Origin of the sequence: Thalassovita sp., from assembly GCF_965218685.1 — a bacterium.
Lineage (GTDB): Bacteria > Pseudomonadota > Alphaproteobacteria > Rhodobacterales > Rhodobacteraceae > Thalassobius.
The window spans coordinates 2,489,213-2,511,375 of record NZ_OZ244657.1 but is presented as its reverse complement, the minus strand read 5'-3'; the positions used below and the strand labels follow the sequence as shown (position 1 = coordinate 2,511,375).

Here is a 22,163-nt window from a genome sequence, read left to right as displayed (position 1 = left end):
TATTCGTGTTTTCGCCTGATTACCCGGCCTGCGCGGCAATTCCTACCCTTGAGTGCGCGCAAATTCCATGCGACCCATGCAACAGACAGGAAGGAAATACCAGATGCCCCATCACACTCAGGCCCCCTTTCCCACCGCACGGCACCGCCGGACGCGTCAATCGGCGCAGATTCGGGCGCTGGTACAGGAAAACACGCTGAGCGTCGGCGATCTGATCTGGCCAATTTTTGTCCGCGATGGCGAAAGCATTGCCGAGCCTGTCAGCTCGATGCCTGGTGTGCACCGGCTGTCCGTGGACAAAATCGTGGACGCCGCGCGCGAGGCCGCCGATCTGGGCATTCCGGCGATCTGCCTGTTTCCCTACACTGACCCCACGCTGAAAACCGAAACCTGCGAAGAGGCCTGGAACCCCGACAACCTGTCAAACCGCGCCAGCCGCGCCATCAAGGACGCAGGCATCAACATTGCGATCATGTCGGACGTGGCGCTGGATCCCTATAACGCAAACGGGCACGACGGGATCGTGAAGGACGGCAAGATCCTGAACGATGAAACAGTCGAGGCTCTGGTCAAGCAGGCGGTCGAACAGGCCCGCAACGGTGTGGATATCATTGGCCCTTCGGACATGATGGACGGGCGGATCGGTGCCATCCGCAGCGCGCTTGAGGCCGAGGGCTTCGCTGACACGATGATCCTGTCCTACTCGGCAAAATATGCCAGCGCCTTTTACGGGCCGTTCCGGGATGCGGTTGGTGCCTCGGGGGCGCTCAAGGGCGACAAGTCGACCTATCAAATGAACCCCGCCAATTCCGACGAGGCACTGCGGATGATCCAACGCGACCTGAACGAAGGCGCGGACATGGTGATGGTCAAGCCCGGCATGCCCTATCTGGATATCTGTCAGCGCGTGAAAGACACCTTTGCCGTGCCCACCTATGCGTATCAGGTGTCCGGCGAATACGCGATGATCCAGGCCGCCGCACAGAACGGCTGGATCGACGGCGAGAAAGCCATGCTCGAAAGCCTGATGTGCTTCAAGCGCGCGGGCTGTGACGGGGTATTGACCTATTTCGCCCCGGCCGTGGCGCGAATGCTGCAGGCCTAAGGCGCGCCTTTCTGCCGACAATCGACGTCGCGCGGCGCCGCTAGTGACAGGGCTGCGGCGCGCGCGTATAGTGCCTCCATAACCGGCCCGATCCAGAGGCCGCACTCACAGGCAACAAATACAGGCGATCCCCATGACCCAATTTACCCGACGCAGCTTTACGCTGGCCGCGCTGGCCGGTGCTAGTGTAACCGCAGCGTGCTCGAACGGCGCGGGCACCCCCAATGCAGATACGATCGACGCCCGCGTCAACGCGACGATGGACTATCTGCAAAGCAACTATCCCAACCTGCAAGAGGTGATGGACAAATCCGTTGGCCAGCTGGTGATGCCCCTGGTGACCGAGGCCGGCCTGTTCGTCGGCGGTGGCTACGGTCGCGGCGCCTTGCGGATTGATGGGATGACCGTCGATTACTACTCGGCCGCAAAAGGCAGCTTCGGCCTTCAGATCGGCGCGCAGCAATATGCGCATGTCCTGTTTTTCATGACCCAACCCTCGCTTGAGAACTTCCGCCGCAGCAGCGGCTGGGCCGTTGGTGCGGATCTGGAATATGTCTTCTCGGATGTTGGCGAGAATATTCGCACCGACACCACCACGGCAACCTCGCCGGTGCTGGCCGTGGTATTCGGTCAGGCAGGCATGCTGGCCGGCGCCAGCCTTGAGGGGCTGAAATACACGCGGATCATCCCCTAAAACCCGCGCTCAGACGGGCATTTTGCAGCGTTGAAATCGCACCAGTAATCAAAGGGCCATGGGCGGCATTCCCCTCCTGGCCCTTTTTCACGCGCAAAGGTCCATGGTTTTGATTTTAATTACAGAACCTTAGGGTGTTTTTTCTCACTTAGTCCGGGCCGTGGAACATGGACCATTGCACCCCGTATATGGGCTCTGATATAACTTGTGTAACAAAATATAGACACTCCAGACCGAGCGGTGAGACCACGTGAGCGACACGCCTCAAACTCCTGATAACGAAGAAGAAAAGGCGCCCGCGCGCCCGACCTACGACGGACCCAGCATTTCCATCACGGACGAGATGAAATCGTCTTATCTGGATTATGCCATGAGCGTCATCGTCAGCCGGGCGATTCCCGACCTGCGCGATGGGCTCAAGCCAGTGCATCGGCGCATCCTTTACGCGATGCACGAGACCGGGAATGGGCACGATAAACCCTATCGCAAGTCGGCCCGTCCGGTCGGTGACGTCATGGGTAAATATCACCCACATGGCGACAGCGCGATCTATGACGCTTTGGTCCGGATGGCGCAGGACTTTTCGATGTCACTGCCCTTGCTGGATGGTCAGGGCAACTTTGGCTCCATGGACGGGGATAACCCGGCGGCCATGCGGTACACCGAAGTGCGGATGGACAAGCCCGCTGCGTTTCTGCTCAGCGATATCGACAAGGACACCGTCGATTTCCAGGACAACTATGACGGCAAGGATCAGGAACCGACTGTTCTACCGGCGCGTTTCCCGAACATGCTGGTTAACGGCGCAGGCGGTATCGCGGTCGGTATGGCCACGAATATTCCGCCGCATAACCTGGGCGAAGTGATCGACGCCACGCTGGCCCTGATTGAAGAGCCGGACCTGACCAGTGAACAGCTTATTCAATATGTTCCCGGCCCCGATTTCCCGACAGGTGGCATCATGCTGGGCCGTTCGGGCGCGCGAAAAGCCTATCTTGAGGGCCGCGGCAGCGTCGTGATCCGCTCGAAAACCCGGGTCGAGGAAATCCGCAAGGACCGCTATGCCATCGTCATTGACGAGATCCCCTATCAGGTGAACAAGGCCTCGATGATCGAAAAGATCGCCGAAGCTGTCCGCGAAAAACGGATCGAGGGTATCAGCCACGTACAGGACGAATCTGACCGCAACGGCGTGCGTGTCGTGGTCGAGCTGAAGCGTGACGCCACCGCCGAGGTGGTGCTGAACCAGCTGTTCCGCTTTACGCCGATGCAAACCTCGTTCGGGTGCAACATGTTGGCGCTGAATGGCGGTCGTCCTGAACAGCTGACACTGCGCCGTTTCCTGACCTCGTTCATTGATTTCCGCGAGGATGTCGTGGCACGCCGGACGGCCTATTTGCTGCGCAAGGCGCGGGAACGGTCGCATATCCTGTGTGGTCTGGCCGTCGCTGTCACCAATGTCGACGAGGTCGTTGCCACCATCCGGTCCAGTGCCGATGCAGCCGAGGCGCGCGAAAAACTGATGACACGCCGCTGGCCTGCAGGGGCCATCGTGGAATATCTGCGACTGATCGACGATCCTCTGCACCCTGTGAATGACGACGGGACCTATAACCTGTCCGAAACCCAGGCCCGCGCCATTCTGGAATTGCGCCTGCAACGCCTGACCCAGATCGGTGTGCAGGAAGTCACTGACGAGCTGGAAGAGCTGGCCGGCAAGATCAAGGAATACCTGGAAATCCTCGGCAGCCGCGATCGTATCATGGGCATCATCGCGGACGAACTGCGCGAGGTGCGCGAGCAATTCGCCGTTCCCCGCCGCACCGAAATCGTCGACTGGTCCGGTGACATGATGGACGAGGACCTGATCGAGCGTGAAGACATGGTCGTGACCGTGACCTCGGGCGGCTATATCAAGCGCACGCCGCTGGCCGATTTCCGCGCTCAGAAACGCGGCGGCAAGGGCCTGTCGGGGATGCAAACCAAGGAAGAGGACGTGGTCACCACGCTCTTCGTGGCGAACACCCATACGCAGCTGCTGTTCTTCACCACCGATGGCATGGTCTACAAGCTGAAGACCTGGCGCCTGCCCCAAGGTGGCCGGACCGCCAAGGGCAAGGCTATAATCAATATCCTGCCGATCCCGCAGGGTGTGTCCATCGCCGCGATCATGCCCGTGGATGTCCCCGAGGATGACTGGGCCAACCTGCAGATCGTTTTTGCCACCAGCGCGGGCGACGTGCGCCGGAACCGCCTGTCGGATTTCACCAACGTGAAATCCAACGGCAAGATCGCGATGAAACTGCCCGAGGATGGCAGCGTCAACCTGGTTAACGCGCGCATCTGCTCCGAGGATGACGATGTAATGCTGGTCACCAATTCGGGCCGCGCGATCCGCTTCTCCACCACGGATGTTCGGGTGTTCGCGGGCCGGAATTCGACCGGGGTGCGTGGGATCAAGCTGTCGGGGGGTGATATCGTGGTTTCGATGTCGGTGATCCGCCACTTTGACGCTACGCCGGACGAACGAGCCGCTTACCTCAAGATGCGCCGCCTGATGGCCGGTGTCACCGAAGAGGCCGAGGGCGATGAGGACGGCGGAAATGCAGATGCCGCCCTGCCCCAGGAACGCTATGCCGAGATGTCGGCGGCTGAAAACCTGATCCTGACCATCACCAGCGAGGGCGCGGGCAAGCTGTCCTCCAGCCACGACTACCCGGTGCGCGGACGCGGCGGCATGGGCGTTATGGCTATGGACAAGGCGATGCGCGGTGGTGAACTGGTGGCTTCTTTCCCTGTGGAAATGGACGATCAGGTGATGCTGGCGACATCGAAAGGGCAATCCATTCGGGTTCCGGTCGAAGGGATTTCCTTCCGCTCACGTTCGGCTGGTGGGGTGAAAGTGTTCAACACCGGCAGAGGCGAAGAGGTCGTCTCGGTCGCGCGGATTGCCGAACAGGGCGACGAGGAAGACGGCGAAATCGAAGAATAAGTTCTTCCGACAACGCTCTGATTTATAAATATAAAAGCCCGCCTTGAATGATTTCAAGGCGGGCTTTTTCATCAAAGCTGATACAGATCGCTGAACTTTGCCGTCAGGTAATCCACCAAGGGCTTTTCACTGGGTGGATGTCCGCAGGCGTGGGTGATCGTGTCCTGCGGGTTGCGCAAACCGCCATGAGTTTGCAGCTTATCCTTCAGCCAATCCGTGGCCGGCAGGGTGTTACCCGTGGCAAGCGCGTCATCCAGATTAGTGACATCCTTGCGCAGCGCCGCATGCAGACAGCCAGCATAGACATTGCCCAGGCTGTAGGTCGGGAAATAACCGAACAGACCCACAGACCAGTGCACATCCTGCAGACATCCATTCGAAGGTTTGTCGACCTGGAACCCGAAATCAGCCGCGAAACGGTCGTTCCATGCGGCGGGAAGGTCAGAAACCGACAGGTCTCCGGCGATCATGGCGCGTTCAAGATCAAAGCGCAGCATGATGTGCAGGTTATACTGGACCTCGTCCGCTTCGGTTCGGATGAACCCGTTTTGCAGACGGTTGACCGCAGCATAAAAGGCCTCTTCGGTGGAGACGCCGATATCCCCGAAGTAATCACGCATCTGCCCGAACAGCCAGCCGGTAAAGGCGCGACTGCGGCCCAGTTGGTTTTCATAAATGCGCGATTGGCTTTCGTGTACCCCCATCGAAACGCCCTGCCCCAGCGGGCTAAGCAGATAGGCGCGATCGATGTTCTGCTCATAGCAAGCGTGCCCGACCTCGTGGATGGTCGAATAGATGCAGTTGAACGGATCGCGTTCATCCGTGCGCGTGGTGATGCGTACGTCCAGCCCCGAGCCCGAGCTGAACGGGTGCACAGCCTTGTCCAGCCGGCCATTATCCAGATCGTATCCAAAGGCTTGGGCCAGCAGCGTCGCCAACTGCATTTGCTGGGCGGCGTCAAACTGGCCTGACAGACCTTGCGGCGCTGGTTTCTCCAAGGCCGCAGCGCGCAGCGACACCAGATGAGGGCGCAGCGCGTCAAACATGGCTTGCAGATCGGCGGCTTTGCACTCGGGTTCGTAGTCATCCAACAGGGCGTCATAAAGATCGCCCCCCTGGGCCAGCGCCTGGGCCTCTTGTCGGCGCAGGCGCAAGACCTCGTCCAAGACGGGCGCAAAGGCGGCAAAATCCTCGTCAGCGCGCGCTTGCGCCCACTGACCTTGCGCGCGGCTGGTGGTGCGGGCCAAGGCAGACGCCAGATCAGCTGGCACTTTTTGCGCGCGCTCGAAACTGCGGCGGATGTGGCGCAGCTGTGCGGTGGCCACGTCACCGATTGGCTCGGCCTCGGTCAGCCATTCGGCAACCCGCGGGTCGGTCCGCCGAGCGTGCAGAACCGATTCCAAGGCGGCCATTTCCTCGGCCCGCTGCTCTGCTGCGCCGCGCGGCATCATCGTTTCCTGATCCCAGCCCAAGCGGCCTGCCACCTGCGCAAGGGCCATTGTCTCGCGGGTAAAGCCCATCAGGGCGTCATATGCGGTCATATCAGCCCCTGCGGATCGCGTCGGTGATCGGATAGCCGGACAAGAAGCGCGCCCGCAGGATCAACACCCAAACCAAAACAGCGATGATCTGGTGGGTCAAAGCTACATGCGCCTGTACGCCCGAGAACAGCACGTAGATCCCAAGGCAGACCTGACCAAACACAGCGATCGAGGCCGCGATAAAGGCCGCTCGGGTGCTGGCATTGGCGGACTTGCGCCCCTTGATAAGTGCCATGATCGTCATCGCCAGCAGCAAATAGGCCACCATACGGTGGATGAACTGCACCAGTCCGGCGTTTTCAAAGAAGTTGCGCCAGACGGGGGTCAGATCGAAGGCCTCGGGCGGGATGAACTGGCCGCCCATCGTGGGCCAGTCGGTAAAGCTTTGGCCCGCGTCAATGCCTGCGACCAGCGCCCCCAGAAGGATCTGGACAAAGGCCAGATGCAACCAACCGGTCGAGATCCCCCACAGTTTCGCCTCGCGCAGGCGGCGAGCCTGCATCAGGTCCCGCTCTTCGCGGCCAAGTTGGAAGATATACCAAGCGATGGTGCCCAGGATCACGAAGGCAAGCCCAAGGTGCGTTGCCAACCGGTACGAGGCCACGTCCAGCATCGTTCCGGTCAGTCCCGAGCTGACCATCCACCAGCCCACCGCGCCTTGCAGACCGCCCAAAGCACCAATGGTCACCAAACGTCCGGTCCAACCTGTGGGAATGGCCCGAGCCAGCGCGAAACCTGCAAAACCCAAGGCCCAGACCAGCCCGATAAAGCGGCCCAGCTGACGATGGCCCCATTCCCACCAGTAGATGGTTTTGAATTCCTCAAGGCTCATGCCTTTGTTTTGAAGCTGAAATTCTGGGATTTCCTGATACTTGGCGAACTCGGATTCCCAGTCAGTCTGAGACATGGGCGGGATCGCGCCCGTGACGGGTTTCCATTCGGTGATCGACAGCCCGCTGTCGGTCAGACGGGTCAAGCCGCCCACGGCGATCATCACCACGACCAGGGCGAACAATACCGCCAGCCATACGCGAATGCCGCGCCGCGCGCCGCGTTTGCCTTGGTCGATCATGCCGCCCACGGGGGCCTTGCGCTCGGTCGGACCCGCGTCCGAGACCTCTTCGAAGATGCTGCGTTTGTCGCTCATGCGCGTGTCATCCTTTGCTTTTGCCGCAAGTTAGGGCGATGGGGCCTTGTCGTCCAGCGCTCAGCCGCGTTCTTTCCAGCGCACCATTTGCCGCATGATCCCGTGCAACATCTGCACATCGCTGCGGGTCAGGGGCATACGGCTCCAGAGGTTGCGCAGAACCACCTTCATACCCTCGGCCTTGGTCTCGGGGAAAAAGAACCCGGCATCGTCCAGGCGTTGTTCGTAATGTTCGGCCAGCTTTTCCACCTCGATGGTGCTGGCCCAGTCCGCGCCAGCCATTTCCACCGTTTCGGCCACCGTTTCCACGGACTGACGGCGCCATTCATAGGCCGTCAGCAGCACGCATTGCGCCAGGTTGAGCGAGGCAAAATCCGGGTTCACCGGAACCGAGATAATGGCATTGGCCCGCGCAATATCCTCGTTTTCAAGGCCCGCGCGTTCGGGGCCGAACAGTACGGCAACCTTTTCCCCGGCCGCGATTTTTTCGCGGGCCATCTCCATTGCGCGTTCAGGCGTCACGACAGGCTTGGTCAGACCGCGGTGCCGTGCGGTGGTGGCAAAAACATAGGTGCAATCCCCGACGGCCTCGGCCAGGTCATCATATAGCCCGGCCTCGTCCAGCAGCCGACCAGCGCCACTGGCCATGGCCACTGCTTTCTGGTTCGGCCAGCCGTCCCGCGGGCTGACGATACGCATGCGATCCAGCCCGAAATTCCACATTGCACGCGCGGCGCCGCCGATGTTCTCGCCCATCTGGGGGCGCACCAGGACAAAGGCGGGTTGAGGGGTCTGGCTGGGCATCAAAACTCTCCGATTTTTCACCGATTGCTGATACGCCAGCGCCGCAGTGTTTTCCACCCCTGCAGTGCCCCATTTTCAAACCCTTCGATCCGCGTTATAGCAGCGCAACACAAGTGACAGGAGCCAAGCCATGGCCGAGACCGAGCAGCCACAGATCTATCTCATTACCCCGCCCGAGTTCGAGCTGTCGCAATTCCCTGACCAGCTGGGCCGCGTTCTGGACAGCACCGAGATTGCCTGCGTGCGCCTGTCAATGTCCACCCGAGACGAGGACCGCCTGTCGCGCGCCGCCGACGCGCTGCGCGAGGTGACAATCGCCCGCGACGTTGCGTTGGTCATGGACAGCCATATCCTGATGGTAGAACGGCTGGGTCTGGACGGCGTGCATCTGACGGACGGCGCGCGCTCGGTTCGCAAGGCGCGCAAAGAATTGGGTGATGACGCCATTGTGGGCGCCTTTTGCGGTGCCTCGCGCCACGACGGGATAAGCGCTGGCGAAGCTGGCGCCGACTATGTCAGCTTTGGTCCCGTTGGTCAGACCCCCTTGTTTGACGGCACCGTGGCTGAACACGAGCTGTTCGAATGGTGGTCCATGATGATCGAAGTGCCCGTGGTGGCCGAAGGCGCGCTGAATGCGGATCTGATCGCAAAAATCTCGCCCGTCACTGATTTCTTCGGCATCGGCGAAGAGATCTGGAAATCCGATGATCCCGTGGCCGCGCTGACCGCCCTGAAAGCCGCGTTTTAATGCGCCCCCTGACCCAGCCCGCGTAACACAGCGCGGGCGGCGCGCAGGCCGGGGGCCTCTCCTCCGCGACCCAATCGCTCCATTGTGACACGCATCGCGTCCAGTTGAGCGCCCGGATTGTCCAAGACCTCAAGCAGGCCGGCGGCGATCTTTGAAGGCTTGCAATCAGCCCCGATAAACTCGGGCACCGCGCGCGTGTCGCTTACCAGATTGACCAGGGTGACCGTGTCCACCTTCAGCATCCGGCCAATAATCTGTCGGCTAAGCCAGTTCATATCATAGGCGATGACCATGGGCGTATTCGTCGCGGCCAGTTCCAGCGACACCGTACCCGAGGCCGCCAAAGCCGCATCCGCCGCCGCAAAACACGCCCGTTTTTCCGCCAGATAGGCATCTTTGTCCTGACCCTGCGGCGACAGGACAAGCGGCTTCACCGGCCAGTCAGAGACTTGCTCACGCACCAGGTCAGTAACGTTTGCCGTGGTCGGGATCACAAGCTTTAATTCCGGACGCGCGGCCAGAACCGTCTGCAGCGTTTGTCCAAAGATTGGTGCAAGTCGTGATACCTCACCCCGGCGCGAGCCTGGCAAAAGCATCAACAGCGGCTTGTCCCCAATCCCGTTCGCGGCGCGAAACGCTTGGGCGGCGGCCGGATCGGCCACAGGCTCGGTTGCGACAGGGTGACCGACAAAATCGCATTCCATCCCCTCGGCCTGCATATACGGCGGCTCGAACGGAAACAGAGCCAGCACATGGTCGATCTTCTTGGCCATTTTGGCGGCACGCCCCGCGCGCCAGGCCCAAACCGTGGGGGCCACATAGTGCACTGTACGGATGTTGGACTGTTCTTTGACCCGCGCCGCAACGCGCAGGCAGAAATCAGGGCTGTCGATCGTGATCAGCACATCGGGTTGCGCCTTCAGCACGGCCTGCGAGGTCTCTTCCATCCGGCGTTTCAGATGGCGGTATTTCGGCAGCACCTCGGCGATGCCCATGACGGACAGCTCGTCCATAGGAAAGTTGCTCTGCATCCCCTCGGCCTGCATCAAGGGGCCGCCCACACCGATGAATTCAACCTCGGTCAGGGATTTAAGCCCGGCCATCAACGCCGCGCCAAGTTTATCACCCGAGGCTTCTCCGGCGATGAGGAAAACCCGGATCACAGCTGCCGCCCCAGGATAAAAATATCCGCATTTTCCGCAGCTTGCAGGGCATTGCTACGATCCAGAAGCAATACCTGCCCAGCCTGTACCACGATACCCTGAACACCTGCACGCGCGGCGTTTTCCACTGTCACGGCACCAATGGCCGGCATGTCAACGCGCAAATCCTGCCCTCGTTTAGGGGACTTCACAAAGACCGGCGCCTGCCCGCGTAGCAATTGTTTGGGGGTCTGGGCGATCATCTGCAACAGAGCGTCCGTCCCCTGAATCGTTTCGATCCCCACGCAGATCCCACCGGCCACCACGCAGCCCTGCCCGACATCAACCGGGGCCAGCGCGTTCAGGATGTCAGCTGCGCGATCGGCGTCCTTCAATGCCTGCTCGGAGGGCTGAGGGCCGCACAAAAGCCCCTCGGGCACGGTCAGAGCGGGGGCGATTTCATGGGCCCCGACAACCTCGAACCCCTGCTCCTCGAAAATCTCGATCACCAGGCGCAACAACGCGTCGTCGCCCCCTTGCATCCCCGCCAGAAGACGCGGCGCCAGGGCCATCATCGTCGTATCGAACTTTGCCGGATCCAACGGAGGGCGGCTCATGGAGCCCCCGAAACTAACCTGTGTCACCCCGTTAGAGCGCAAATCCTCAAAAAGCGCGCCAAGCTTTTCGAACTGGTGCTGATGTGCGTGGTCCAAATCAGTCGGAACCCCGGCGAAGCTGACACAATATGCATCCGGAGCGGCGTTGGCCAATGCAACCGGCAAACCGCCACTGCCCGCCAATATGGCCAGGCGTCCGCTCATGTTTTCGGGGTCAGGAAGGACCGATCGGATGCGCCCGTGACGAATTCGACGATCTGACGCACATAATCGCTGTCGGTTTCTTCTCCCAAGGCGCGCGCGCGTTCCTGGAACGAGCCTTCGCCCGCGCCCAAACGTTTGAACGCCTCTCGCAGGGCCGAAATATCTGCCCGCGCAACACCACGTCGTTTCAGACCGACAAGGTTCAGCCCGTCCAGCTCGCCCCGGTTGGCCTGCACCAGGCCATAGGGCATCACGTCAGCGGTCACCATTGTCACAGCGCCGATGATTGCGCCCTGCCCGATCCGCACCCACTGGTGAATACCCGACAGACCACCGATGATCACGTCATCCTCGATGATACAATGCCCCGCCAGCGCGGCCGAGTTCACAACGATCACCCGATCACCAAGGATAACATCATGGGCCACGTGACAGCCCGCCATGAACAGCCCGTCATCGCCTACCTTGGTCAGCCCGCCACCGCCTTCGGTGCCCGCGTTCATGGTGACATGTTCACGGATACGGTTGCGTTTGCCGATCTCAAGGCGCGTCTTCTCGCCCGCGAATTTCAGGTCCTGCGGGATCTCGCCAATAACGGAGAAGGGAAAAATGACCGTTTCCTCGCCGATCTCGGTGTTGCCGGTGACAACCACGTGGCTTTTCAGCTCGACCCGGTCACCCAGGACGACCTCGGGGCCGACGATACAGAAAGGACCGATCTTGACGCCTTCGCCCAGTTGGGCGCCGTCTTCGATGATGGCCGAGGGATGAATGTCGCCGCTCATGCGCGCGCTCCTTAGCCTAGGTCCATCATAGCGGTAAACTCGGCCTCTGCGGCCATTTCACCGTCAACCGTGGCCACACCCGAGAATTTCCACACTTTGCCGCCGGGTTTGCCGCGCACGGTGGTGACGCTCAGCTCAAGTACGTCGCCGGGCACGACCATGCGGCGGAACTTGGTTTTCTCGATGGCCATGAAATAGACCAGCATGTTCTTGTCGGCCATGTCCAGCGCAGTGCCGACCATAATCGCGGCGGTCTGGGCCATTGCCTCGATGATTGTGACGCCGGGCATGATCGGCTTGCCGGGGAAATGCCCCTGGAAATGCGGTTCGTTCATGGTGACATTCTTGATGCCACGCCCGGATTTATACCCGTCGATATCGACGACCTTGTCCACCAGAAGGAACGGATAGCGGTGCGGGATGATCCGCTGAATCAAGGCGATATCCGCGCTCAACAACTGCTCTGACATGGTCGATTTCCTTTCTTTTGCTTGCTCCATCCCCTACCAACTGAGACCCCGCTGGGCAAGCGTCACGGCGTGTCTTTCGTGGTTTCGTCAGGGGGCGTTTCATCCACTTGTGCGCCGTCGCCTATTTGGGCATCCAGACGTTCGATCGCCAGATTGGTCACGTCGATGGACAGCCGGCTCAGGAACACTGAACGCTGTTCGACGATAATGGCCGCATTAGTTTCGGTCATGATCTCTGCAAGGATCGGCTGTACGGCCGTCAGAAAATCGCGGCGGCCGACATCCAGCCCCTGGGTCAGGGTGCGCGACTTCGAGGATTGCGCGATCCGGATTTCTTCCACCTTTTCATCAAAGGCATCCGCAAGCGCGCGAAATTCGTCGGGCGAAAGGCTCGAGCGTTTCTCGGTCAGGTCTTTTTCCTCGGCAATCAGCTCGGCTTCGATCTTGCGATTCTCAGCCTCCAGGGCGCGGCTGTCGGCCTCGAATTCCTGGGTGACGCGCTGACCGAACAGCGACTCGGCGAACAGGCGCTCGGAATCGATGGTCAGAACAGCGCTGGTCTGAACGGTCTCTTGCTGCGCCAGTACCGGTACCGGGGACGCCAGAAACAAAAGGGCCAGCACAGCCAGCCCTTTTGCACGTAACAGTCCAGTCACACCGCCCCCCATTAGAAGGTGGTCGCGATGGTCAGGTTGAAGGTTTGCTCTTTATCCTGAGCCTCTTTCTTCAGCGCCTTGGAGAAGTTGAACCGCAGCGGACCGATCGGCGTGTTCCAGAACACCGAAACACCAACCACGTGACGCGCGGTGAAGTCCTCGTACAGGACCGGGTTCGTTGCGCTGCTCAGATCGTTGATCCCCCAGACCGAGCCGACATCGTAGAACAGACCACCTGTGATGCCGTATTCCTCTGGCAGACCCAACGGGAACTCGGCCTCGAACTTTGCGACGGCGAACATGTCACCACCCAGCGCATCATCAACAGTGCCTGCCGCATATTCGCGCGGGCCTATGCCATCAGGCTCGAAGCCGCGCATGATGCCAGCCCCAATGTTGAAGCGATCCACGGAACGACCCGTCGTGCCCGAACCATAGTTCAGCATTCCCGCCTCAAGGCTGGCGCGCAGGGTGACCTCTTCGTGGAAGATCTTCTTCTGGGCGACCGCACGGGCCGAGGTTTTGATATACTCGTTATCCCCGCCTGCGCCGGCGAATTCCTGGCCAAACTCGAACAGCCAGCCGGCGGTCGGATCCAAACCTGTGCGGCGGGTATCAAAGGTGTACTTGTACCCCAAAGCGCTGGACCACAGCGAACCTTGCGCGATCTCCGAGGCTACGATGCCGCCCGTGGTGCTGCCATTGTCCAGCATCTCGGTACGTTTCGCACCGTAGTAAAGATTCAGCCGGCCGTTATCACTTAGCGGGAAACCAAAGCCAGTGCGGAAGCTGCCCTGCGTGGTGTCATAGTTGGCATAATTCCCTTCGGTCTCGGCATAGTTAAGCGCGATGTTATAGCTGACGTCACGCCCCAGGAAAGCCGGTTCAGTAAAGCTGAAACCATAGCCCGCTTCGTCATCAGCGCCCGAAAAGGACAGCACCAGTTGCTGACCGCGGCCAAGGAAGTTGTCCTCTTTCAGCTTGACCACAAGGCCTAGGCCGCTGTTCGTCGAATAGCTGCCGCCCAGGGTCAGCGAACCGGTGGGCTGTTCTTCCACATCCACGTCCACGATCACCTGATCGGGCGCCGAACCTTCGCGCGCCTTCACATTTGCATTGCCGAAATAACCCAAGGCACGAATGCGTTCTGCGCTTTGACGGATTTCGCGCGGGTTGAAGGGGTCGCCCTCGGCGATGCGGAACTGCTGGCGGATCACACGGTCCAGAGTGGCAGCGTTGCCTTCGATGTCGATGCGTTCAACAAAGACACGCTGACCACGCTTGATCAGGAATTCCACGTCCAAAGTCAGGTCGCGATCGTTGCGGGTGATGCGCGGCTCGACCCGGATAAAGTCCAGACCCTTGGCAACGGCCAGACGTTCCAGACGGGTGATCGCGTTCTCGATCAGGCTGGGCGAATAAACCACGCCCTCGCGCAGCTTGTGCGCCGCCCCGAATTCGTCCGCATCCACATCCGACAGGTCGGTGCTGGTGCTTACTTTACCCAGGCGGAATTGCTGACCTTCCTGAACGTTGATCACCATGAAATAAGCGTCGCGTTCCTCGGACAGCTCAACATTGGTGCCGGTGATGCGGAAATCGACATAGCCGCGCGACTGATAGAAATCGCGCAGGACCTGCTGGTCAAAGGCGATCCGGTCCTCGACATAAGTGTCCGAGCGGATCAGCTGGCGCAGAATACCGGCCTGTTTGGTCGACAGCACCCGGCGCAGGCGACGATCGCGGTAAGCCTCGTTGCCAACAAAGCTGATGCGCTCGATCTCGATCACACCACCTTCGAAAACTTCGAACACAAGGTCCACGCGGTTGTCGCTGCGGCGGATGATCTTGGGGCTGACACGGGCAGACAGGCGACCCTCCTGGGCATAGGCCGAGGCGATAAGTTCGGCGTCAGCTTCGACAACCGAGGGCGACAGTACCCGGCGGGGCTGCGATTGCAGCGCAGGCAGCAGGACCTCATCCTTGATGCGGCGGTTGCCTTCGATCGAAATGCGGCTGATCGTGGGATACTCCACAACCTTGATGACCAGGGTGTTGCCGCGGGGCACGATCTCGACGGTTTCGAACAGACCGCTGTCAACGACACGCTGATATGCGCCGTTCAGCTCGGCTGCCGAGACGGTCTGACCACGGGCGATTCCCGCGTAGGTCAGGATCGCGTCACCACCGATCCGCTGATTGCCCTCGATCCGCACCGAGGTAAACGTATAGCTTTGCGCCGTCGCCCCCTGCGGAACCGAAGCAAAAGCCATTGCGATCAAAAGGAAAAACAGCGCGCCGAAACGGCGAATTTCAATAAATTTCTCGGCGCGGCTTGCCCGCCGACCGCCCTTGTAAGTGGTCATTTTTTCAACTCGATCAGACATCCCATTGACGTCCTGACTACCGGGAAAGCCCAGAGTTGTCAAAACAGCAAAACGCCCACCTGAACGAACAGGCGGGCGTCTTTTATGCACAACAACCAGAGTTACTCAGAAAGAACGCCAGTAAGACCCCAGGGTCAGGGCAAGCATCAGCATGCCAACCATCAGGAAACGGTCCCAATTCAGCAACAAAAGCAGACCCAGACCACGGGTTCCATTTTGAAGAGTTTGCATCGTTTCCAGCCTTCCAAGGGTTTTCGTTACCTGAAAAGCTATCGGCGGAAAATGGCGGAAATGGGGCGCAATGGCGGCAATCCGTCGGCACGCCCTGCCCTTATGGGCAGAACAGATCGTTGGACAGGGCGAACAACATGGTGGTCAGGATCAGCGCCAGGCCCGCCGTCATCAGGATGCGCAGCGCCTTGTCGCTGGGGGTTCGCCCAGTGACGGCCTCGTAGGCGTAGAAAACCAGGTGGCCGCCATCCAGCACCGGGATCGGGAACAGGTTCAAAAGACCCACGGCCGCTGACAGCACGCCGATAAAGTAGATAAAGCTTTGCGTGCCCTGGCTGGCCATCGCGCCCGAAACTTCGGCAATGCCAAGCGGGCCGGACATGTTACAGCTGCTGATCGCGCCAGTAATCATGTGATACAGCCCCGAGATAGACCCGCGCATAATCTCCCACGTGATCATGACGCCGCTGGTAAGGGCGGTCCCCAGCCCCGCGTATTCGGTGGCGGGTTCAAAGAACATGCCTCCGACGATGCCGATGCGCCAATGGGTCTTGAAGCCGCCCTCGGGTTGCGGTTCATCCACGCGGCGCGGCGCAAGGGTAAAGTCCAGCACCTCTCCGTCACGCCAGACGGTTACAACCAGCGGTGCGCCCTCGGCGGCAACGACGGCCTCTTTCAGCTGATCGAAAACGGTGATGTCCTTGCCGTCCACGGCCAGGAAAACATCCCCGATTTTCATGTCGATGTCATATGCAGCCGACTGCGGCGCCAGCTGAGAGATGATCGGCGTCATCGGATGGGGCGCGGTCACGTCCAGCAACTGCCCGTCGCGCTTTACGGTATAGGTCAGCGTGGGCTGCACTGGCAGCGCATCCATCAAACCATCCATATAGCCGGCTTTGTATTCAGAAAGGCTCAGCCCCTCGATGGCAACGACCTCGTCACCCTCGGCCAGGTCCACATTGTAGGGCATGGGCAGCACCGAGCCCACGGTCAGAGGATCCTTGATCACCCCCGCAGTCAGGCCAATGCCCGTAAAAACAAGGATCGAAAAGATAAAGTTGAACACCGGCCCGGCAGCCACTGTTGCGGTGCGCGCCCACAAAGGCGCCCCCAGCATGGTGTGGCGCTGCATGTCGGGTGTCATTGCGGCCACGGCCTCTTCGTCGGGGCCACTGGCGGCGTTGGCATCGCCCAGAAATTTCACGTATCCACCAAAAGGAAGCGCCGCGATCTGCCACTGCGTGCCCCGTTTATCAACTCGCGAGAACAGCACCGGACCAAAGCCCAGCGAGAACACCTCGGCGTGGATGCCAGACCACCGGCCAACGATATAGTGGCCATATTCATGGATCGCCACGATCACGGACAGCGCGACCACAAAGGCCAACAAGGTCGAAAGGACACCGCCTACTGCGGGGATTGCGTTAATAAATTCCACTTGCCTGTCCCGTTTCTGCCTGGGTCATTCTGCCTCTTGCGCCGCCATGATTTGATCGGCCCTGTACCGGGCCATTTGGTCGGCTTTGGACACGTTATCAAGGGTAAAATCGGCGCCAATAAGGCCATTATCGGATGACAATTGTGTCATCACGTCCTCTACGACGCGGGCCATGTCCAAAAATCCAATCTGCCCCGCAATGAACGCATCCAGGGCGCGTTCCTTGGCCCCGTTGAATATCGCGCCCATCATGCCCCCCGTTTGCATAACCTCTTGGGCTAGGCGTAGCGCGGGATAACGCTGCGGGTCAGGTGCGCGGAATGTCAGCTGACCGATCTGGGCCAGATCCAGCCGTTCGACCGGCAGCTGACGGCGCTCGGGCCAGTGCAAAGCATAGCCGATTGCATGGCGCATATCAGGTGCGCCCACATGCGCCATCAACGCTCCATCATTAAAGCCGACCAGCGCATGGACCATGGATTCAGGGTGCACCAACACCTCGATCTGCTCGGGGAGAACGCCAAAAAATTCTTTGGTTTCAATAACCTCAAGCGCCTTATTAAACATAGAGGCGCTGTCGATCGTGATCCGCTGCCCCATGTCCCAATTGGGATGCGAGGAGGCCTGTGCAAGCGTCGCCCCAGCCAGCTTATCCAGCGGCCAATCGCGGAAAGCGCCACCGCTGGCGGTGATGATGATCCGCTCTACCGCGCTTAGATCTTCGCCCACAAGGCCTTGGAAAATGGCGGAATGTTCGCTGTCCACAGGCAAAACGGTGGCATTGTGCTTGCGGGCGGTTTCCATCAGCAAGGGTCCGGCCGTGACCAGCGATTCCTTGTTGGCCAGCGCCAACGTAGCCCCTTGTTGAAGCGCCGTCAGGCCCGGCGCCAGACCAGCCGCTCCTATGATGGCAGACATGACCCAGTCCGCCGGACGGGCCGCGGCCTCGTTCAGCGCCTGGGTGCCGGCGGCGGCCTCGATCCCGGTTCCGGCAAGCGCATCGCGCAGATCGTCCAGCAGGTTCTCGTGCGCGGTCACGGCCACGTCTGCGTTAAGCGAAATCGCATCACGGGCCAAATGCGCGATATTGCGCCCGCCGGTTAACGCGACAACGTCATAATCCTCGGGGGCGCGCGCAATCAGATCCAGCGTGTTCTGCCCGATCGAGCCTGTGGCCCCGAAAATGGAAACCCGTCTCATTGCACCCCCGGTTGAAAGCCGATCAATAGGCTTGCGATAATGAACAGCAACAACGCGCCCAGCATCCCATCAAATCGGTCCAGCAACCCTCCGTGCCCCGGAATAAGGTTCGAGCTGTCCTTGACCCCGGTCTTGCGCTTGATCGCGCTTTCGGCCGCGTCCCCCATCTGCGAGGCAAAGCTCATCACCATGCTGATCCAGAGCAGACCGAACCCGGCGCCGGTGAACCGCATGAAAAGAAGCGCCACGATCGCCGCGCCAACCCAGCCGGCAACAGTACCGGACCACGTTTTCTTGGGGCTGACCTTGGGCCAAAACTTGGGGCCGCCGATGATGCGCCCGGCGAAATACCCCGCCACGTCCGTCACCACCACAACGCAAACCAGCCACAACATCCAGATCACCCCGTGATCCAAACGCAGCACTACTGCGCCCAGACAGGCCAGCAGCAGCGCGGGCGCATAGGCCAGATAGATACGCTTATGAGCCTTCAGAAAGCTGAGCCCCACGATCCCCGGCGCGATCAACAGCGGCAAGGCGTAAACCGGAGGAAGATAGACCGCCAAGAGAATGGCCCCTGCCCCCAAAGCGCCCAGTTGCACGGCGATCGCAGGCGTATCGGGCTGCAGCATCCGTACAAGTTCCCACACCATCAGGCCGCAGACCGCGGCCAGTAGCAAAGTAAACACCAATCCGCCCAGCCATATAGCTATGCCGCCCACGGTCAGCATCGCAATCGCGGACAGAACGCGCGGAAGAAGGTCATCCCATTTCGAGGACATCAGGCTTTTACCCCACCATATCGGCGGTCCCTATTGGCGTAGCTGCCGACGATATTGCCGAAAATCTCGGCGGTGAAGTCGGGCCACAGAGTGTCGATGAACTCGTATTCGGCATAGGCCGATTGCCACAAAAGAAAGTTCGAAATCCGCGCCTCGCCGCTGGTGCGGATCACCAGATCGGGGTCGGGCAAAACGCAGGTATCCAGGTATTTGGGCAGGGTTTCCTCGTCCACGCTGGCGGGGTCCAGACGGCCATCAGCCACATCCTGCGCCAGCCGTTTAGTGGCACGGGCAACCTCGTCGCGGCCGCCATAGTTCAGCGCAATGGTCAGGTTTACCTTTGCATTCCCGGCGGTTAGCTGCTCTAGCTCATCCATCAGGCTGATCAATTTCTTGTCCAGCCGCACCCGGTCACCGATGAACCGAACGCGCACGCCCTCGGCCTTAAGCGCGCGGGCCTCTTTGGTGATATAGCGGCGAAACAGGCTCATCAGCCCCGCCACTTCCACTTGGGTGCGCTTCCAGTTTTCGGTCGAGAAAGCAAAGATCGTCAGGTATTCCACACCCAGATCGGGACAGGCCTCGACAATCTCGCGGACACGGCGGGCCCCGGCATGGTGGCCGAACAGGCGCGGTCTGCCGCGCGCTTGCGCCCAGCGTCCGTTGCCATCCATTATGATGGCCACGTGGCGAGGGCCACGTCCCACAGATCCATCAGCGGGCATCTGATCCCCTTTCGGTCATCAGACCTGCATGATTTCCGCTTGCTTGCTTTCCAGCGCCTTGTCGACGCCAGCGATGTGCGTGTTGGTCAGTTCCTGCACTTCGGTCTCCCAGAATTTCTGGTCGTCCTCGGACATGCCATTCGCCTTGGCCTTCTTGATCTGGTCCATCCCGTCACGGCGCACGTTGCGGATTGCGATGCGGGCGCGCTCGGCATAGTCGCCTGCAACCTTGGTCAGCTCGCGGCGGCGTTCCTCGTTCAGCTCGGGGATGGGCAGCATGATGATGGTGCCGTTCAGCTGAGGGTTGATGCCCAGACCGCTTTGACGAATGGCTTTTTCGACGGGGCCGACCATGGATTTGTCCCACACGTTGATGGTGACCATGCGCGACTCGGGGACGTTAACGGTGCCGACCTGGTTGATAGGGGTCATCTGGCCGTAGGCTTCGACCTGGATCGGGTCCAGCATCGAGGCCGCCGCCCGTCCCGTCCGCAGCGAGGCAAATTCGTTGCGCAGCGCGTTCATGGCGCCATCCATCCGGCGCGACAGATCGTCAGTGTCGATCATGAATTCTTCGTCAGACATATTCTAGCTCTTCCTGTTTGCCCGCTCACCGGGTCTGAGTGCCTTTGAAGCAGGATACCCTTATCCCGCCACCGTTGTATAGGTGCCTTGCCCGCCCAGAATACCCCGGAAGCCACCCGGTTCGTCCAAAGAGAACACGATGATCGGCAGATTGTTGTCCCGCGCCAAGGCGATCGCACTGGCATCCATCACACCCAGGTGCTGCGCCAGCACGTCATCATAGCTGACGGTCTCAAAGCGCTTGGCGTCGTCGAATTTGACCGGGTCCTTGTCATAAACGCCATCCACCTTGGTGCCCTTGAAGATCGCCTGACAGGCCATTTCATTCGCGCGCAGCGTGGCCGCCGTGTCCGTGGTGAAATAGGGGTTGCCGGTCCCAGCCGCAAAGATGCAGACGCGTTTCTTTTCCAGATGACGCACGGCGCGGCGGCGGATGTATGGCTCGCAGACCTGATCCATTGGAATAGCGCTGATCACACGCGTGAACACGCCAAGGCTTTCCAGCGACGATTGCATCGCCAACGCGTTCATCACCGTGGCCAGCATGCCCATATAGTCGGCCGTGGTCCGCTCCATTCCCTGTGCACTGCCCGAAAGGCCGCGGAAGATGTTGCCGCCGCCGATGACCATGCAGATCTCGACCCCCATGTCGTGAACTGATTTCACCTCGCGGGCGACCCGTTCCACGGTTGGCGGGTGCAGACCGAATCCCTGTGGGCCCATCAGCGCCTCGCCCGAAATTTTCAACATCACCCGCTTATACTTGACGTCAGAGGCAGGCTGGGCGGGGGTTTGGGCGTCATCGGCCATGGGGTGCTCCGGTTAAGGTAATTCTGGTTGCGCGCAAAATGTCGGAAAACGCGTCCGGGTTCAATCCGAGAGTCCGGCGAAAGCCGAGGAAAGGTGAATTACCGCCGTGGCGCTTTGCCAAATGCGCCCGAAAGGGCTATGGCGGGGCCATGATAGACCTGACCACCATACCTGCCGACCAGCCGGTTTTGATCGCGGGGCCCACGGCCTCGGGGAAATCGGCGCTGGCGATGGAAATCGCGCAGGCCCAGGGTGGCGTTATCATCAATGCCGACGCGCTTCAGGTCTATGATAGTTGGCGGATCTTGTCGGCGCGCCCGTCCAAGGAAGACGAGGCCGCCCTGCCCCACATGCTGTACGGCCACGTGCCCGGGGATCAGGATTATTCGGTCGGGCATTGGCTGCGGGACGTCGCACCCCTTCTGTCGGGGCCGCAACGGCCGATCATTGTGGGCGGAACGGGGCTGTATTTCTCGGCCCTGACGCAGGGGCTGGCCGATATCCCAGCCACGCCGCCGCATATCCGGGCCGAGGCCGATCAGATCATCGCCGCGCATGGGCACCAGACCCTGCTTGATGCGCTGGACGCCGAAACGCGCGCGCGGATCGACACGCTGAACCCAATGCGGGTGCAGCGCGCATGGGAGGTGCTGCAAGCCACCGGCAAGGGGCTGGCCGAATGGCAGGACGCAACGCCGCCGCCGCTGTTGCCGTTGAACCAGACCACCCCCATTCTGTTCGACGTGGACAAGGATTGGCTGAACGCGCGCATCGCCCGCCGTTTTGACCTGATGCTGGACATGGGCGCCCTGGAGGAGGCGCGCGCCAATCTTCCCGGCTGGGACCCAGCGCGCTTGTCCGCAAAGGCCATCGGCGCGCCCGAGCTGATCGCTCATCTGCAGGGCAAACTAACCCTGAACGAGGCCCGCGAGGCCGCCACGATCGCCACCCGACAGTTCGCCAAACGCCAACGCACCTGGTTCCGATCCAAGATGAAGACATGGCAACGCCACTCCCCTTCGGATAGTTAAAGATTTACTTTTTCTGATCTTTGGGGCTAAGTTACGGGAAAATAACCGCATTCTGTTGCCGAAACC

The 22,163-nt window shown here is 60.4% G+C and carries 21 protein-coding genes; 5 read left to right on the top strand and 16 right to left on the bottom strand.

Features of this window, described 5'->3' with window-relative positions; translation table 11 throughout:
* Positions 1-103: 103 nt before the first annotated feature.
* From hemB to gyrA, 3 genes are all read left to right on the top strand, one after another.
* A complete protein-coding gene (hemB, locus tag ACOQOQ_RS12420; RefSeq protein WP_420567305.1) occupies positions 104-1,105 on the top strand; it encodes a porphobilinogen synthase in 1,002 nt (333 codons plus the stop codon).
* Between the two features lie 133 nt (positions 1,106-1,238).
* Positions 1,239-1,799 carry a YSC84-related protein gene (locus ACOQOQ_RS12415; protein ID WP_420567304.1) on the top strand — a complete coding sequence of 187 codons (561 nt, stop codon included), beginning with the start codon at positions 1,239-1,241 and terminating at the stop codon, positions 1,797-1,799.
* Between the two features lie 250 nt (positions 1,800-2,049).
* A complete protein-coding gene (gene gyrA, locus ACOQOQ_RS12410) occupies positions 2,050-4,791 on the top strand; it encodes a DNA gyrase subunit A (protein ID WP_420567303.1) in 2,742 nt (913 codons plus the stop codon).
* 71 nt (positions 4,792-4,862) lie between these two features.
* Here the strand turns inward: gyrA and ACOQOQ_RS12405 are convergent, their stop codons facing one another.
* Genes ACOQOQ_RS12405 through ACOQOQ_RS12395 form a run of 3 tightly spaced genes read right to left on the bottom strand, consistent with a single transcriptional unit; the run spans position 4,863 to position 8,283 of the window.
* Complete coding sequence (locus tag ACOQOQ_RS12405; protein ID WP_420567302.1) at positions 4,863-6,332, bottom strand: carboxypeptidase M32; 1,470 nt, start codon at positions 6,330-6,332, stop codon at positions 4,863-4,865.
* A gap of 1 nt (position 6,333) precedes the next feature.
* Positions 6,334-7,479 carry a heme A synthase gene (ctaA, locus tag ACOQOQ_RS12400; RefSeq protein ID WP_420567301.1) on the bottom strand — a complete coding sequence of 382 codons (1,146 nt, stop codon included), beginning with the start codon at positions 7,477-7,479 and terminating at the stop codon, positions 6,334-6,336.
* A 60-nt stretch (positions 7,480-7,539) separates the two neighbouring features.
* Positions 7,540-8,283 carry an RNA methyltransferase gene (locus ACOQOQ_RS12395; RefSeq protein WP_420567300.1) on the bottom strand — a complete coding sequence of 248 codons (744 nt, stop codon included), beginning with the start codon at positions 8,281-8,283 and terminating at the stop codon, positions 7,540-7,542.
* Between the two features lie 130 nt (positions 8,284-8,413).
* On the opposite strand from ACOQOQ_RS12395, the gene ACOQOQ_RS12390 reads away from it, so the two are divergent.
* Complete coding sequence (locus ACOQOQ_RS12390) at positions 8,414-9,031, top strand: thiamine phosphate synthase (protein ID WP_420567299.1); 618 nt, start codon at positions 8,414-8,416, stop codon at positions 9,029-9,031.
* On the opposite strand, the gene lpxB is transcribed toward ACOQOQ_RS12390, so the two are convergent.
* The 13 genes from lpxB to pyrH form a co-directional block, all read right to left on the bottom strand.
* Positions 9,028-10,191 (bottom strand): lipid-A-disaccharide synthase, encoded by a 1,164-nt coding sequence (lpxB, locus tag ACOQOQ_RS12385; RefSeq protein WP_420569769.1) that lies wholly within the window; start codon positions 10,189-10,191, stop codon positions 9,028-9,030. The genes ACOQOQ_RS12390 and lpxB overlap by 4 nt on opposite strands.
* Positions 10,191-10,994, bottom strand: a complete 804-nt coding sequence (locus ACOQOQ_RS12380) for an LpxI family protein (protein WP_420567298.1) — start codon at positions 10,992-10,994, stop codon at positions 10,191-10,193. The genes lpxB and ACOQOQ_RS12380 overlap by 1 nt, the downstream gene beginning before the upstream one ends.
* Positions 10,991-11,779 (bottom strand): acyl-ACP--UDP-N-acetylglucosamine O-acyltransferase, encoded by a 789-nt coding sequence (gene lpxA, locus ACOQOQ_RS12375; RefSeq protein ID WP_420567297.1) that lies wholly within the window; start codon positions 11,777-11,779, stop codon positions 10,991-10,993. Before lpxA ends, ACOQOQ_RS12380 begins: the two co-directional genes overlap by 4 nt.
* A gap of 11 nt (positions 11,780-11,790) precedes the next feature.
* Positions 11,791-12,249, bottom strand: coding sequence for a 3-hydroxyacyl-ACP dehydratase FabZ (gene fabZ, locus ACOQOQ_RS12370; RefSeq protein ID WP_420567296.1), 459 nt, complete (start codon positions 12,247-12,249; stop codon positions 11,791-11,793).
* Positions 12,250-12,311: 62 nt separating this feature from the next.
* Positions 12,312-12,905 carry an OmpH family outer membrane protein gene (locus ACOQOQ_RS12365; protein ID WP_420567295.1) on the bottom strand — a complete coding sequence of 198 codons (594 nt, stop codon included), beginning with the start codon at positions 12,903-12,905 and terminating at the stop codon, positions 12,312-12,314.
* 11 nt (positions 12,906-12,916) lie between these two features.
* On the bottom strand, positions 12,917-15,292 hold the full coding sequence (bamA, locus tag ACOQOQ_RS12360; RefSeq protein ID WP_420567294.1) for an outer membrane protein assembly factor BamA: 2,376 nt from the start codon (positions 15,290-15,292) through the stop codon (positions 12,917-12,919).
* 105 nt (positions 15,293-15,397) lie between these two features.
* Complete coding sequence (locus ACOQOQ_RS12355; RefSeq protein ID WP_420567293.1) at positions 15,398-15,523, bottom strand: hypothetical protein; 126 nt, start codon at positions 15,521-15,523, stop codon at positions 15,398-15,400.
* Positions 15,524-15,623: 100 nt separating this feature from the next.
* Entirely contained in the window at positions 15,624-16,964 is a 1,341-nt protein-coding gene (gene rseP, locus ACOQOQ_RS12350) for an RIP metalloprotease RseP (protein WP_420567292.1), read from the bottom strand.
* A gap of 24 nt (positions 16,965-16,988) precedes the next feature.
* Positions 16,989-18,164, bottom strand: a complete 1,176-nt coding sequence (dxr, locus tag ACOQOQ_RS12345; RefSeq protein ID WP_420567291.1) for a 1-deoxy-D-xylulose-5-phosphate reductoisomerase — start codon at positions 18,162-18,164, stop codon at positions 16,989-16,991.
* Complete coding sequence (locus ACOQOQ_RS12340; RefSeq protein ID WP_420567290.1) at positions 18,161-18,946, bottom strand: phosphatidate cytidylyltransferase; 786 nt, start codon at positions 18,944-18,946, stop codon at positions 18,161-18,163. The genes dxr and ACOQOQ_RS12340 overlap by 4 nt, the downstream gene beginning before the upstream one ends.
* Positions 18,946-19,671 (bottom strand): polyprenyl diphosphate synthase, encoded by a 726-nt coding sequence (gene uppS / locus ACOQOQ_RS12335; RefSeq protein WP_420567289.1) that lies wholly within the window; start codon positions 19,669-19,671, stop codon positions 18,946-18,948. Before uppS ends, ACOQOQ_RS12340 begins: the two co-directional genes overlap by 1 nt.
* 18 nt (positions 19,672-19,689) lie before the next feature.
* Positions 19,690-20,256, bottom strand: coding sequence for a ribosome recycling factor (gene frr, locus ACOQOQ_RS12330; RefSeq protein ID WP_420567288.1), 567 nt, complete (start codon positions 20,254-20,256; stop codon positions 19,690-19,692).
* Between the two features lie 60 nt (positions 20,257-20,316).
* The gene (pyrH, locus tag ACOQOQ_RS12325) at positions 20,317-21,066 is read right to left on the bottom strand and encodes a UMP kinase (protein ID WP_420567287.1); all 750 of its coding nucleotides are present in this window, start codon (positions 21,064-21,066) and stop codon (positions 20,317-20,319) included.
* 149 nt (positions 21,067-21,215) lie between these two features.
* Here pyrH and miaA point away from each other — a divergent pair, with 149 nt between their 5' ends.
* Positions 21,216-22,097: a tRNA (adenosine(37)-N6)-dimethylallyltransferase MiaA gene (miaA, locus tag ACOQOQ_RS12320; protein ID WP_420567286.1), complete on the top strand. Its 882-nt coding sequence runs from the start codon at positions 21,216-21,218 to the stop codon at positions 22,095-22,097.
* Positions 22,098-22,163 lie beyond the last annotated feature (66 nt).